This is a genomic window from Chitinophagaceae bacterium, assembly GCA_016717285.1.
Taxonomy (GTDB): domain Bacteria; phylum Bacteroidota; class Bacteroidia; order Chitinophagales; family UBA10324; genus JACCZZ01.
The window spans coordinates 518492-531948 of record JADKFU010000005.1; the positions used below are offsets into that span (position 1 = coordinate 518492).

General features: G+C 40.7%; 13 protein-coding genes. 5 read left to right on the forward strand and 8 right to left on the reverse strand.

Going from position 1 to position 13457, the window contains the following annotated elements:
* The first annotated feature begins 215 nt into the window (after positions 1-215).
* Positions 216-1745, forward strand: a complete 1530-nt coding sequence (dnaB, locus tag IPO83_12015) for a replicative DNA helicase (GenBank protein MBK9731991.1) — start codon at positions 216-218, stop codon at positions 1743-1745.
* A 121-nt stretch (positions 1746-1866) separates the two neighbouring features.
* Here the strand turns inward: dnaB and IPO83_12020 are convergent, their stop codons facing one another.
* Together IPO83_12020 and tgt are read right to left on the reverse strand one after the other, a co-directional pair.
* Entirely contained in the window at positions 1867-2943 is a 1077-nt protein-coding gene (locus IPO83_12020; protein MBK9731992.1) for an LptF/LptG family permease, read from the reverse strand.
* 98 nt (positions 2944-3041) lie between these two features.
* Positions 3042-4169: a tRNA guanosine(34) transglycosylase Tgt gene (gene tgt, locus IPO83_12025; protein MBK9731993.1), complete on the reverse strand. Its 1128-nt coding sequence runs from the start codon at positions 4167-4169 to the stop codon at positions 3042-3044.
* Between the two features lie 63 nt (positions 4170-4232).
* Here tgt and IPO83_12030 point away from each other — a divergent pair, with 63 nt between their 5' ends.
* The 4 genes from IPO83_12030 to dprA all read left to right on the forward strand — a co-directional run bounded on the left by IPO83_12030 (position 4233) and on the right by dprA (position 8013).
* Positions 4233-5330, forward strand: a complete 1098-nt coding sequence (locus tag IPO83_12030) for a glycosyltransferase (GenBank protein ID MBK9731994.1) — start codon at positions 4233-4235, stop codon at positions 5328-5330.
* Complete coding sequence (locus IPO83_12035) at positions 5321-5926, forward strand: sigma-70 family RNA polymerase sigma factor (protein MBK9731995.1); 606 nt, start codon at positions 5321-5323, stop codon at positions 5924-5926. Before IPO83_12030 ends, IPO83_12035 begins: the two co-directional genes overlap by 10 nt.
* A gap of 16 nt (positions 5927-5942) precedes the next feature.
* Positions 5943-6560, forward strand: a complete 618-nt coding sequence (rsmG, locus tag IPO83_12040) for a 16S rRNA (guanine(527)-N(7))-methyltransferase RsmG (protein MBK9731996.1) — start codon at positions 5943-5945, stop codon at positions 6558-6560.
* Between the two features lie 352 nt (positions 6561-6912).
* On the forward strand, positions 6913-8013 hold the full coding sequence (dprA, locus tag IPO83_12045; protein ID MBK9731997.1) for a DNA-protecting protein DprA: 1101 nt from the start codon (positions 6913-6915) through the stop codon (positions 8011-8013).
* Positions 8014-8029: 16 nt separating this feature from the next.
* Here dprA and IPO83_12050 read toward each other — a convergent pair whose 3' ends face one another.
* The 6 genes from IPO83_12050 to IPO83_12075 form a co-directional block, all read right to left on the reverse strand.
* The gene (locus IPO83_12050) at positions 8030-9313 is read right to left on the reverse strand and encodes an anthranilate synthase component I family protein (GenBank protein ID MBK9731998.1); all 1284 of its coding nucleotides are present in this window, start codon (positions 9311-9313) and stop codon (positions 8030-8032) included.
* 101 nt (positions 9314-9414) lie between these two features.
* On the reverse strand, positions 9415-9792 hold the full coding sequence (locus tag IPO83_12055; protein MBK9731999.1) for a hypothetical protein: 378 nt from the start codon (positions 9790-9792) through the stop codon (positions 9415-9417).
* A gap of 189 nt (positions 9793-9981) precedes the next feature.
* On the reverse strand, positions 9982-11244 hold the full coding sequence (locus IPO83_12060; protein ID MBK9732000.1) for an adenylosuccinate synthase: 1263 nt from the start codon (positions 11242-11244) through the stop codon (positions 9982-9984).
* Positions 11245-11303: 59 nt separating this feature from the next.
* Positions 11304-11657: an STAS domain-containing protein gene (locus IPO83_12065; GenBank protein ID MBK9732001.1), complete on the reverse strand. Its 354-nt coding sequence runs from the start codon at positions 11655-11657 to the stop codon at positions 11304-11306.
* Complete coding sequence (locus IPO83_12070) at positions 11657-12193, reverse strand: transcriptional repressor (GenBank protein ID MBK9732002.1); 537 nt, start codon at positions 12191-12193, stop codon at positions 11657-11659. The genes IPO83_12065 and IPO83_12070 overlap by 1 nt, the downstream gene beginning before the upstream one ends.
* 184 nt (positions 12194-12377) lie before the next feature.
* The gene (locus IPO83_12075) at positions 12378-13283 is read right to left on the reverse strand and encodes a class I SAM-dependent methyltransferase (GenBank protein MBK9732003.1); all 906 of its coding nucleotides are present in this window, start codon (positions 13281-13283) and stop codon (positions 12378-12380) included.
* Positions 13284-13457 lie beyond the last annotated feature (174 nt).

Genomic DNA, 13457 nt, shown 5'->3' on the forward strand with positions numbered 1-13457 from the left:
CATTGAAATAAAAAAGATCCTGCTGTACACTTCTTTTGATTACTATTTTATGGACGACACGTTTTGAAAAACTATAAATTCAAGGTTACCATAATTTCAAAAAGTTGATATCATGTTGATAATGCACTAAGGAAAATTTGTGCACAACTTTTTATTTTGATTTTCTGGTTCGGTGTTTTCTAATTAATTTTCTTTGTCTCCCTTCCGAAAAAAAAATGGCAGATTCACTCGAAGACATTAACAAAGTTGTTAGCAAGGCAAGGTCTCTGCGACGTAAGCCGGCTGCAGATTTAAGCAGTTTTGTGTTTGGCCGTATTCCACCACAGGCACGTGATCTTGAAGAGGCGGTGCTCGGGGCGCTCATGCTGGAAAAGGATGCTCTTTCACTGGTAGTGGACATTCTGAAGCCGGAAGCATTTTATGTGGAGGCACACAATAAAATATTTGCAGCTATCCAACGATTGTTTCTTCGTTCACAACCGGTAGATATATTAACGGTGACTGATGAATTGCGAAAGAGTGGAGAGTTGGAAAGTGTCGGTGGCGCCTATTATGTAACAGAACTCACTAATCGTGTTGCATCGGCTGCGAATGTTGAATACCATGCGCGAATCGTTTCACAAAAATATATTCAAAGAGAACTCATTCGTATCTCATCAGAAATTGTGCGTGATGCTTTTGAAGATACAACAGATGTATTTGAATTGCTTGATTTTGCTGAGAAGGGTATTTATGAAATTACTGATCAGAATTTACGGCGCAACTATAATCCTATCAGTGCATTGGTAACTAAGGCGCTGAACCAGTTGCAGGCCATTAAGGATCATAAAGACACCGTTACCGGAGTGCCTTCCGGTTTCGTGCTACTGGATCGGATCACCAGTGGCTGGCAGCGTTCTGATCTTATAATAGTGGCAGCAAGACCCGGCATGGGAAAAACGGCCTTTGTGCTTTCGCTTGCGAGAAATGCTGCTGTGGATTTTAAAAAACCGGTAGCTTTTTTCTCTTTGGAAATGTCCTCTATTCAGCTTACCAATCGCCTGATTTCAGCCGAGACTGAAATTCCTGCTGAGAAAATCCGCAGAGCCAATTTAGAAAGTTACGAATGGGAACAACTGGTAAGAAAAGTAGATACGCTTTCAGAATGCGCTTTGTTTATTGATGATACTCCCGCCATCAATATTTTTGAATTGCGTGCCAAGGCGCGCAGGTTAAAGATGCAGCACGATATTCAAATGATCATCATCGATTACCTTCAATTGATGAGCGGAACGGTTGATTCAAAACAAGGTAACAGAGAGCAGGAAATCAGTAACATTTCGCGGGCTTTAAAAAGTATTGCAAAAGAACTGGATATACCCGTAATAGCATTGTCTCAATTGAACAGATCGGTAGAAACGCGTGGAGGTGATAAAAGACCTCAGCTTTCAGATTTGCGTGAGTCAGGTGCCATAGAGCAAGATGCAGATATGGTCATTTTTATTTATCGCCCTGAATATTATAAGATCACCCAGGATGCAGAAGGAAATTCCACTATTGGCATGGCTGAAATTATGGTTGCCAAACACCGGAATGGAGCCCTCGCTAATGTGCCGGTAAAATTTATTGACCGCTTCGCGAAATTTGCAGAGATGGATTCATTTGCGGCACAACCTGAAGGTAAGGTAAGGATTCTTAAATCCAGGATGGACGATATGGATGATGAAGAGGAAGCAAAACCTTCCGAAGAGCCACTGCCATGGTAAAATTTCATCGACTGATTGCCTGATACTTTACAACCATGCAGTTGTGTAGTTGAATGCTGGTTTCTCCCCTTAAAAAGATAGCAAGTATAATAGTGCCTGTTTTATTCAGGAAGAAATTGCATTATTTAGGAGCTTTCAAATATAGAAAAACAGCCACTACTCCAAAAATGAGATTGGGAATCCAAACGCCAATTACAGGAGGAAGTTCTCCGTTGGTAGAGAAGGTTTGTGAAAACTGCTGAAACATAATATAAGAAAAACTGATGGTGATGCCTAAGCCTAAGTGCAATCCGATTCCGCCTCTCACTTTACGCGAAGCCAGCGAAACACCGATAAGTGTGAGTATGAAAATGGCAAATGGAAAAGCGGTGCGTTTGTATTTTTCCACCTCATAAAAAGCGATGTTGTCAGCGCCACGCAGAGTAAGTTCATTGATTACCTGGTTCAGTTCGCGGGCGTTCATTGTGTACACTTCATTGAGTTTCTTTTCAAAATCTTTTGGGAGGAAGTTGTAAGTGATCAAAGTATCCTTGCCCGTTTTTAAAGTTTCTTGCATACTATTATTGGTACGCACCATATAATTTTTCAGTAACCACTGCTTCTTTTTTCCATCCCATTTTATTTTTTCAGAGCGCATTTTATAAATGAGGTTGCCCTCTCTGAATATCTCATAAGAAAATTTGTAACCACTGCTGTCTTCGAAGTTAAAACTCTCGAGGTATATGAACTGGTCCTTGGCAATTTGCATGTGAATATCCCGGCCCGTATTTCGTGGCCTGTAGCCTATGTATTCATCTTCAAAAGCAATACGTACTTTATTCGCATTGGGAATCAGCCAATGGTTGGCATAAATGTTAAGTCCTGCAATAAAACCTGCTGCTACCATGTACGGTAACAACATCCTGTTGAAAGTAATACCTGAATTAAGGATGGCTACAATTTCTGACCGGTATGCCATTCTGGAAGTGAAAAAAATGACCGCCACAAAAAGGAAGAGAGGCGTAAACAATATTGCGAAGTATGGAATAAAGTTGAGATAGTAGTCGAATATGATTTCTGAGAGTGGAACTTTTCCATCGAGAAAGTCTTCCAGTTTCTCCGTTACATCAAATACGATCGCAATAATGATGAACAATGCAAGTGTCAGAAAGAAAGTACCCAGAAACTTTCTGATGATGTATCGGTCGAGTATTTTAATATTCATAATGTATTCAGGCAGGTTAGTATTCCTGCATTGTCATCTTGTGATAACTCTTTAATTGCTGTTGTTATTTCAGCAGTGCACCGGTAACATTTTCAACGGCGCGTCATCAACTGTTTCACCATTTTATTTTTCCATGAGGTGAAATCGCCGTCAATAATGTGTTGCCTTGCTTCCTTCACCAGCCATAAATAAAAACAAAGATTGTGAACACTTGCAATCTGACAACCAAGTATTTCATTTTGAATCAGCAAATGCCTGAGAAATGCTTTGGAATGTCCACGGCTTGCAAAATTATCGAGATCATCGAGTGCTGAAAAATCCTTTTCCCAGCGTTTGTTTCTGATATTGATAATTCCTTCTTTGGTAAAGATCATTCCGTTTCTTCCATTGCGTGTAGGAATAACACAGTCAAACATATCAACTCCTAACCCAATACATTCAAGTATGTTATCCGGCATGCCAACACCCATCAGGTAACGGGGTTTATTGGCGGGCAGGATGTTGCAGACTGCTTCAGTCATTTCATACATTTCATTTGCAGGTTCACCAACGGATAGTCCTCCGATCGCATTTCCATCTGCATTTTTTTCGGCGATCACTTCGGCCGATTGTCTGCGCAAATCCATAAATGTACTTCCCTGCACAATCGGGAAAAGTGATTGATGGTATCCATAAAGTGGTTCAGTTTCTTCAAACCGTGTGATGCACCGATCGAGCCAGCGGTGGGTAAGTTCCATTGATTTTTTTGCAGGTATATAATCACTCGGCCATGCAAGACATTCATCAAAGGCCATCATGATGTCGCCACCAATGATTCGCTGTATGTCCATCACTTTTTCCGGAGAGAACAAATGTTTTGATCCATCTATATGCGAATGGAACTTCGCACCCTCTTCTGTAATTTTTCTTCTATCTGACAATGAAAAAACCTGGTAACCGCCACTATCGGTGAGAATAGGCTTTTTCCAACCGTTAAATCCATGCAAGCCGCCGGCTTCCCGCATCACTTCCATTCCCGGACGAAGGTAGAGATGATAAGTGTTGCCCAGTATTATTTGGGCGCCAACAGTATCTTCCAGTTCACGGAAATGAACTGCTTTAACTCCACCGGTAGTACCAATGGGCATGAAGATCGGCGTTGCAATTATTCCGTTCCCGGTGATAATAGTAGCCGCACGCGCTGATGATTGTTTGTCTAATGCATCAATTTGAAACTGCATGTGATTTGTAAACGGGAAAAGAACGATGATTTATTTACTTTTGCCGCCTCAAAATAACAGAAATTGGAAGTACTCTTTATTCTATTTATTTCAGTCGTCGTCGTCCAACTTCTTTTCCTGCTGATTCTTTTCCGCTCGCTTGCAGTATATAAATCGCCAAAGCAGGCAGAATGGCCTCCGGTTACCGTTATCATCTGTGCCAGGAATGAAGCAGTGAGATTGGAAAAAAATCTTCCACTGATAATGGAGCAGGAGTATCCTGACTTTGAAGTGGTGGTGGTGAATGATAATTCCCGGGATGATTCTGAATTATTGCTGATGCGGATGTCTGCAAAATATCCAAGGTTGGTTGTTCGAACCATTACCCAGGAGTCGAATATCATGCAGGGAAAAAAATATCCGCTTACTGTTGGCATCCGCGCAGCAAAGAATGAAGTGGTTTTGCTGACGGATGCGGATTGCACTCCCACCGGAAAAAATTGGATACAATCAATGGCAGCAGTATTCAATACACAAACACAAATTGTTTTGGGATATGCACCATACCGGAAATACAATGGCTTTATCAATAAATTTATCCGGTATGAAACATTTATGACAGCGCTTTGCTACCTGTCTTTTGCATTGGCCAGGATGCCATACATGGGTGTTGGCAGAAACCTTTCTTATCGCAAACGGATTTTTTTCGATAACAATGTTTTCCCGAAGCATCCTCACCTTATTTCGGGCGATGATGATTTGCTGATTAATAAAGCGGCCACTGCTTCCAACACGATTGTTCAAATAGAAAAAGATTCATTTATGTTTTCAGAACCTAAAAAATCATGGGACGAATACTGGGAACAGAAGCGAAGGCACGTGAGCACCGGTAAGTATTATAGATTTGGACATATGATGTTGTTAGGACTTTTTTCTGTAACGCACCTGTTGTTTTATTGCTTATTTTTAATGGTAGTCATGTACTCCAGCTATCTACCAGAAGCCCTCATATTATTTTCTTTCCGATTTCTTTCACAGGCAATCATTTTCAGGGCCTGTATGAAGAAATTGGGTGAAGAGGATTTGTATTGGTATTTCCCTGTCATGGACATTTTGTTTTTGATTTATTACCTCAAGTTATTTCCGGATGTCTTTCAAACTAAACAGGCTGCATGGAAGTAAACTCGAATTTTTCACCGCGGGCAAAAGAGGATATTGAACTGGTGCAAATGGCGTTGGATGGTGATCAGAAAGCATACGCAGCTTTAATGACGCGCTATAAGGATTCTATTTATTTCCTGCTTCTTAAAATGGTTCACAATGAGGACGATGCGAATGACCTTACCATTGAAGCATTTGGAAAGGCCTTCAGCAACCTGGCAAAGTACACACCTGATTTTGCATTCAGTACCTGGTTGTATAAGATTGCTTTGAATAACTGCATTGATTTTATCAGGAAGAAGAAAGTGGAAACACTTTCACTTTTTGAATTGAATGATAATGACCAGGCTGAAAATTTCAGGGTCGATATTCAAAGCACCGCACCTGACCCGGAAGAAAGTTATATCAGAAAGCAACGGAATAAACTGCTCCGCGAAGTGATTGAAAAGATCAGTCCAAAATATCGCGTGCTGATTGAATTAAGATATTATGATGAGTTATCGTATGATGAGATTGCCGAAGAAACAGGATTGCCGTTAGGAACTGTAAAGGCTCAATTGTTTCGTGCAAAAGGGCTGTTATTCCAGATTCTATCACACAGTAAAGAGCACATGTAAACTCCTGAATATTCTTATTGTGAAGCTGCTAAAGAAATACTTCCCTCAACTTTCAAATATTCAGTTCCGGCAGTTTGAACAACTGGATTCATTGTATCATGATTGGAATGAAAAAATCAATGTGATTTCAAGAAAGGATATTGATCAGTTGTATGAGCGACATGTGCTGCATTCACTGGCTATCGCTAAGGTTATTTCATTTAAACCCGGAAGCCGCATTTTAGATGCAGGAACAGGTGGTGGTTTCCCGGGAATTCCACTCGCAGTCTTATTTCCCGACGTGCATTTTCAATTAATTGATGCCACAGGAAAAAAAATAAAGGTGGTGCGTGCAATTGCGGATGCCATTGAACTGAAGAATGTAAACGCATTGCATGCACGAGCAGAAGAGCTGGAAGGTCGATTTGATTTTATTGTAAGCCGGGCGGTAGCTCCATTGGATACGCTTTATGGTTGGACAAGGCATTTGCTTTCCGTTGAAAGTAAAAACAGCAGGAAGAATGGCTGGCTGGTTTTGAAAGGTGGCAACCTGGAGCAGGAGTTGCAATCGTTGCAGAGGATCGCAAAGCTGATTCCTGTTACCAGCTATTTCGAAGAAGATTTCTTTTTGGAAAAATTTATTGTTTGCTTTTAGAAAGTCTTTCCAGATACATCAGATTTCGGAGTTAGAAGTTTTGTTTAGTTATTCATAAAGGCCATGAAGCAATTTCTATAAGAAGTTGTTTTGAAATCAATCAATATAATTGTTACATCGCTTACCCTTCGGCTGCGCTCAGGGTGCGCTTCTGGCAAAGCCGAACCAAAGAGCATTGTAAAAAAATTAATTGATTAATCATAGGAGATTCTAAGGCCACCGTTTAATATTGAATCAAAAAAATTCTATTTTCATACCCATAAAATTTTAAAGTATTAAAGAGCAGTTGTGTATCTTGAATATGGGGTAAGTAATAATATCATTACTGCCTGTAATTTTATATCAGCCGGTTATGCAATCAAGTGAACAACTTTATCGTATCGCACTTACGCTTATTCCCAATATCGGAAATGTGCTTGCAAAGAATCTTGTAAGTTATTGCGGAAGTGCTGAAAGAATTTTTAAAAGCAGGAAGCACGACCTGCTGCGGGTGCCTGGTGTGGATGAAGTAAGAGCGAAATCCATTCTTTCCTACCGGAATTTTTCAGTAGCCGAAGAAGAAATAGAGTTTATCGGAAAAAATAAAATCAAGATGTTTTTTTATCTTGATGATGATTATCCTTCGAGGTTAAAAGCAATTACTGACGGTCCTGTTATGCTGTATGCAAAAGGCAATGTTCAACTGAACAATAGCAGAATGATTGCCATCGTAGGAACGCGTCATGCATCTGAATATGGCAGAATGATCACGGAAACCCTGATAGAGGATCTGAAGCAATATGATGTGACGATACTGAGCGGTTTGGCCTATGGTATTGACATATGCGCGCACCGTGCTGCAGTAAATCATAGTATGTCTACCATTGGTGTGCTGGCACATGGTTTAAACCGGTTGTATCCGGCACAACACCGGGCAACCGCTATAAAAATGCTGGAACAGGGCGGACTCATTACAGAGTTCAGGAGTTCTGATTCATTCGACCGTGAAAATTTCCCCAAGAGAAACAGGATCGTAGCCGGCCTCGCAGATGCCACTATCGTAATTGAATCTGCGGTGAAAGGTGGTGCGTTGATTACTGCTGAAATCGCCAATTCTTATAATCGTGATGTATTTGCAGTGCCTGGAAGAGTTGGAGACAAGTTTTCAGAAGGCTGTAATTATTTTATTAAAAGCAATAAGGCCAACCTCGTAGAATGTGCGAATGACATTGCATATTTATCTGGTTGGATCGACAAAAAATTTGTTGCTGTAAAACAAAAAGAGATTTTTATTGAGTTGAATGAACAGGAAAAAAGAATTACAGAAATCTTATCTGCTTCCCAACCTATGCATGTGGATGAGATTGCAAGGCTCAGCAATCAGTTCGGCAGCAAACTGGCAGCTTCCTTATTAGGATTAGAGTTTAAAGCAGTGGTGATTGCTTTACCGGGAAAATTGTATAAACTGAGTTGAAATCAGGTGCGTTGGTTTATTGAAGTGCTGCAATCAATGCCTTGGCTTTTAACAGGCATTCTTCATATTCTTTTTCAGGAATCGAATCATAGGTAATGGCACTGCCGGTCTGAAAAGAAAGGTATTTGGAACTGGCATTGTAAAGAAAACTTCTGATCACCACATTGAAATCGAAATCCCCGGCCGGAGTTATAAAACCTACTGTTCCGGAAAACAATCCCCGATTTGTTTTTTCATACTGATCAATCAATTGCATTGCTTTTATTTTGGGTGCGCCAGTCATGGAGCCCATAGGAAAAGCGTTCTTGATTGCCGTAGCAAAATGAACTTCCGGCCGGAGAGTAGCAGAAATGGTAGATACCATTTGATGTACTGTTGGAAAGGTATAGACACCAAAAAGTTCTTCCACCTTCACAGAACCCGGAACAGCACTTCTGGCCAGGTCATTTCTGACCAGGTCAACGATCATCACATTTTCTGCGCGTTCTTTTGGATCATACCGCAGTTTTTCTTGTTGAGAAAAATCACTTGTAGCATGATCACGGCGAAGTGTTCCTTTCATTGGCTGGGAAGTGATTTTGTTACCCACTTTTTTTAAAAAGCGCTCAGGGCTTGCAGACAGCAGGTAATGATCATTAAATTTCAAAAAGGAAGCGAAGGGCGCAGGGTTAATCGCATTGAGGCGTTCATATAAATAAATTGGATTTGCGGAGTAGTTTTCAATATAGAATTCCTGGCAAAGATTCACTTCATACAAATCGCCATCTGAAATATGCTGATGAAGTTTCCGTACACTTTCCATGTATTCTTCCTTCTTCATTCTTTGTCTGATCAGCCCTGAAGGAGGTGGAAGGTAGTCTGCGATAACGGTGTTACTGATATTTTCAAAAATCCGGTTTGGGTTTTCTGTTGATTCAATGAACAGTTGGTCGCCTGCAATTTTTACGATGTGCCGGGGTCTGAAAAAATGAGCAACAGGAAATTTTATATCATCATTGTGTTCCGGATTCGCACTGAGTAAAGCAGGTTCAACTTCATTTTTTAAATCGTAAGAAAGATATCCGAAGAGCCAATCCTTATGTTGATTAAAAAAAGCCGCTAATCCAGGAAATGCATTACCCGAATGTGGTGAAATGGAATCAATGGCGCCGGCAGCTGCTATGCATTCCAGCCCGGGATGAAAGTTGCGGTAATTGTTGTGATCAATAAAAAGGGCACAAGAAAAATTCCCTGCCCAGCGAACCAGCTTTTTTTTAAGAAGCGTGATGTCTCCGGCAGGGAACGTTGCGGAATTCCGCATGAAAATCAAATTTGCCTGTTCAATACAGTATAAGATCGTGTTTTAAATCAGAAGTGAGAAGAGCCATTGCAGGCACAACAAGGAATCGCTGGTAAAAGAAATCAATAATCATCATCGTCATCATCAGAAAAAGTTTCTGACAGATCATCCTCCATTTTGAAATCATCTTCCATTTTAAAATCATCGTCATCGCCAAGATCATCCTTCCTTGATTTCTTCGTGACGGGTAAATCATCATCATCATCCATAAATTCTTTAAGGTCATCATCCTCATCGTCCTTTGCTTTTTTGCGATTGACACTGGAAGGGCCTGTAGTTTTACCCGGAAGTTTCTTAATGAGTGGTGCAGTTTTCTTAACCTCTTTTGAAGGAGCAGTTTTTTTTACAGGAGTATTTTTTCCATCCGCCTGCTGAGCTTTTGCCGGAGCAGCTTTCTTCGCCGGTGATTTGGAAGGTGTTTTGCTTTTTGAGATTTTCATGCAAATAAATTTAGATCGTAAATTTTGAACTAAGTTTTGAGATTTTCAAATTTTTTTATGACGAAAAAAAATGTCAACTCGCCAGATGCTATAAATTAAGTTCTCTTAAAATATTGCGATGAATAAACAAGGTCTTTCTATTTTCTGAATGTTTTAAGTAAGACGTGATTTAAACTGATTCCTTCATCGTTAAAATGCAACCAGTTGATCCCTTCCCGCACCGATGGAAATAATGGAAATATCAACTCCTGTTTTATGTCTTATATAATTCATAAAGGAATGAAGTGATGCAGGAAGTTCAGCACTGGTCTTCATCGAGTGGTCAGTTTTCCAACCGGGTAATGTTTCATACACGGGAACAATCGAAGCTGAAGTGATGTCAAACGGAACGGCTGCCATTATCGAGTCAGTAATGGAATACTCGTTGCACACTTTCACCTCGTCAAAAATATTCAGCACGTCTGCTTTGGTGATGATCAGTTTGGTGACGCCATTCAGCATGATAGTGTAATTCACTGCAACCAGGTCGAGCCAGCCACAACGGCGCGGCCTGCCCGTTACCGCACCAAATTCTTGACCTGCTTTCCGAAGTTCCTCACCAGTTTCATCCAGCAATTCAGTTGGAAATGGTCCGCCACCCACACGAGTACAGTAAGCTTTGATGATGCCCATTACATCCCGAATGGCAGTAGGTGGAATTCCCAATCCAGTGCAGGCTGCTGCTGAAATGGTATTGGAGGAAGTAACGTATGGATAAGTGCCAAAATCAATATCGAGCATGGAGCCTTGTGCCCCTTCTGCAAGCACTATTTTACCATCGCGAAGTTTTTCATTGATGAAATATTCACCGGAAACAATATCGAGTGAACGGATATAATCCACTCCCTCAAACCATTTTTGTTCTAATTCCGTAAAGTCACTTTCATAGTTGAAGAGACTTAGTAAATCAAGGTGCTTTTTCTTCAATTTTTCATACAGAGATTTTAGATCAGGTGACTGAAGATCCCCCACCCGTAAACCGTTCCGGCCGGTTTTGTCCATATAAGCAGGACCAATTCCTTTAAGAGTAGAACCGATTTTACCTTCACCCTTTGATGATTCTGAAGCAGCATCGAGTAATCGATGCGTCGGAACAATCAGGTGCGCCTTTTGCGAAATTTTTAATTTCTTCTTCAGGTTAATTCCAATGGCTTCCAGTTCTTTAGCTTCTTTAAAGAATTCAATCGGGTCAATTACAACACCATTACCGATCAGGTTGCAGGGTCTTTCGCAGAAAACACCGGAAGGAATGGTGCGCAATACAATCCGTTTTCCATCGATGTTCAGTGTGTGACCTGCATTTGGCCCACCCTGAAATCGTGCGACCACATCATAATTGGGTGCAAGAAAATCTACGATTTTTCCTTTGCCTTCATCACCCCATTGTAAACCCAGCAACACATCTACAGCCATAATTTATCGGATTGATTTTTTGAAACGTTGTTAAAGACTACCTGCTTCTTTGAATATTCTCAGCTTTTACCAGCATGATTTAAAATTGCAATAGCGTCTGCCGTGCGGCCGGCTATCTTAAAATATGATTCAAGTCTTGTCATGGTCAGCAATTTTCTCAATTGATCAGAAACATTGCAAAGCACAATATCTCCGCCCTGGTCAACAATTCTGTTTCTCGAAGAAACCAGAAAGTTAAGGCAGGCACTGTTCACAAACTCCAGACTCTTGAGGTCGAAAATGAATTTCTTTTCATTGTCTGAAAGGCCACTTGAAATCCTGTCGCGGATTTTTGAAGTCTGCTGTTCATTCATCAATTTACCTTCCAGCATCATGATGATTGACTGATCTACCTTCTGAACGCTGAATTGCATTACACGTATTGTTTTTTAGAAGCCAAATCTCTTTTGCCTGCTTTTTTATTTTCAGCAGGTGTTTTCTGCTGAGCTGTTGTCAACCTGTCCTTAATTTCGCATCCGCGACAATGTCCATACAATATTAGGGAATGATGGGCGATATCAAAATGAAGTAAATCACCCATTCGGGTGGTGATCTGGTGAATTCTTGGATCACAGAATTCAAGTACCTTATTACAATCGATGCAAATGAGGTGATCGTGCTGACGATAACCATATGATTTTTCGTAACGTGCCTGGTTATTTCCGAACTGGTGTTTGGTGATCAGTTGGCATTCCTGCAATAGGTCGAGCGTATTGTAAACCGTGGCGCGGCTCACATCAAAATTCTTTTTTTTCATCTCCATGAAAAGTGATTCCGCATCAAAGTGATCACTACGTGAATAGATTTCTTCCAGGATCGCAAAGCGTTCTGTGGTTTTTCTTTGGTGATGCAGTTCCAGGTATTCAGAAAATAACTGTTGAACCTGTAGTAATAAATCTTCCTGTTTCATTTTTGATTTAAAAAGACAAACCTAATGTAAAACAAGGCATTCGGCAAATAGCATTAACTAAAAAGATGAAATCATTTTGACACGGGGAAAAGGTGGGAGAGTTGAATGCTGAAATGTGATGACCAAATAGTTGCGCATTCTATAAAATTATGTTCAGCACTGATAGAAATCCGGAAGAAAAGCCCTACACTTTTTCAAAAACCAACCGGTAATGATCCATGATTTCCCGTTCAAAGCAAACCCTGTTCGGGCTCACCTTAAAAATGGCCACCTGGTGTCTGAATTCTCTGCTGGTAAGATACTTTGGTATCAGCGACGCATACAGCAGGTATTTTTTGAGGTGGAAGGCCCTGAATTTTTTTCTCCACTGGCCAATGGTTTCAATATAATCCAGCCGGCCACTACTTTTGCTAATGAGTTTAAAATGCGGCGCCGCATTCTCAATTACCATCTCCGGTCCATAAGGCAACCAGGAGCCGGGAAATTGTTTCACCATCAGTCCTAAAACATAGGCTGCTGAACTTTCATCGGCAGTAACATCAATCTGATCAAAGGGAAGCATGTTCTTGCTAAAGGTCATTGTTTGCATGTAGAAACGTCCGCCTTTTGGTAACAAGTCGTTTATAGTTTTGAAAAAATCACTGTACACCTTTTCCTGTTTACCAGCCTGGTATTCTTCTATGGAACAAAAATGTTCCAATCCGCCAATGCAGGTGATGGCATCAAATGTTCCATAATCAGCCGGAGTTACTGTTCGACAATCTTTCACCACTACATTCAAACCATTTGCACGACAGGCTTCTGCTTGCCCTGCCGAAAGCGTTAGCCCAATGCTTTCCGCTTTTCTTTCATTTATAATGTATCTTGAAAAGGGTCCCCAGCCACAGGCCATATCGAGTACCCTTGAGCCTTCTCCAATGTTTAAACTGTCAGCGATAAATTGATGTTTTGCTTTTTGCGCCTGTTCAAGTGACAAGGAAAAATCACCATCATATTTAGCCCCGCTGTAGTCACCGGTTTCACCCATGCTCAACCGGAATATTTTATCTATCGTAGTGTAAGTGAAATCAAGATCTTTTTTGTCAGCCATTTTTTGTTTTGATGGTAAGAACGATGTGATTGCCCAGCCGTATGCCGTGATGATTTTTTTTCCGCTTTTGGTTTCTTGAATTTATCGCAGAATGCACGATACGTATAAGAACTGAACAGGGTGTGAAAAAAGGAATAGCAAACCTAAAGCTTTTTTTTTAATGCGGCAATGCAG

What these genes read in the sequence shown, in the direction of transcription:
- IPO83_12055 (MBK9731999.1), bottom strand. Translation starts at nt 9,792, where the DNA reads ATGAAAATCTCAAAAAGCAAAACACCTTCCAAATCACCGGCGAAGAAA.
- IPO83_12035 (MBK9731995.1), top strand. Translation starts at nt 5,321, where the DNA reads ATGGAAGTAAACTCGAATTTTTCACCGCGGGCAAAAGAGGATATTGAA.
- tgt (MBK9731993.1), bottom strand. Translation starts at nt 4,169, where the DNA reads ATGCAGTTTCAAATTGATGCATTAGACAAACAATCATCAGCGCGTGCG.
- IPO83_12065 (MBK9732001.1), bottom strand. Translation starts at nt 11,657, where the DNA reads ATGCAATTCAGCGTTCAGAAGGTAGATCAGTCAATCATCATGATGCTG.
- dnaB (MBK9731991.1), top strand. Translation starts at nt 216, where the DNA reads ATGGCAGATTCACTCGAAGACATTAACAAAGTTGTTAGCAAGGCAAGG.
- IPO83_12060 (MBK9732000.1), bottom strand. Translation starts at nt 11,244, where the DNA reads ATGGCTGTAGATGTGTTGCTGGGTTTACAATGGGGTGATGAAGGCAAA.
- IPO83_12070 (MBK9732002.1), bottom strand. Translation starts at nt 12,193, where the DNA reads ATGAAACAGGAAGATTTATTACTACAGGTTCAACAGTTATTTTCTGAA.
- dprA (MBK9731997.1), top strand. Translation starts at nt 6,913, where the DNA reads ATGCAATCAAGTGAACAACTTTATCGTATCGCACTTACGCTTATTCCC.
- IPO83_12050 (MBK9731998.1), bottom strand. Translation starts at nt 9,313, where the DNA reads ATGCGGAATTCCGCAACGTTCCCTGCCGGAGACATCACGCTTCTTAAA.
- IPO83_12075 (MBK9732003.1), bottom strand. Translation starts at nt 13,283, where the DNA reads ATGGCTGACAAAAAAGATCTTGATTTCACTTACACTACGATAGATAAA.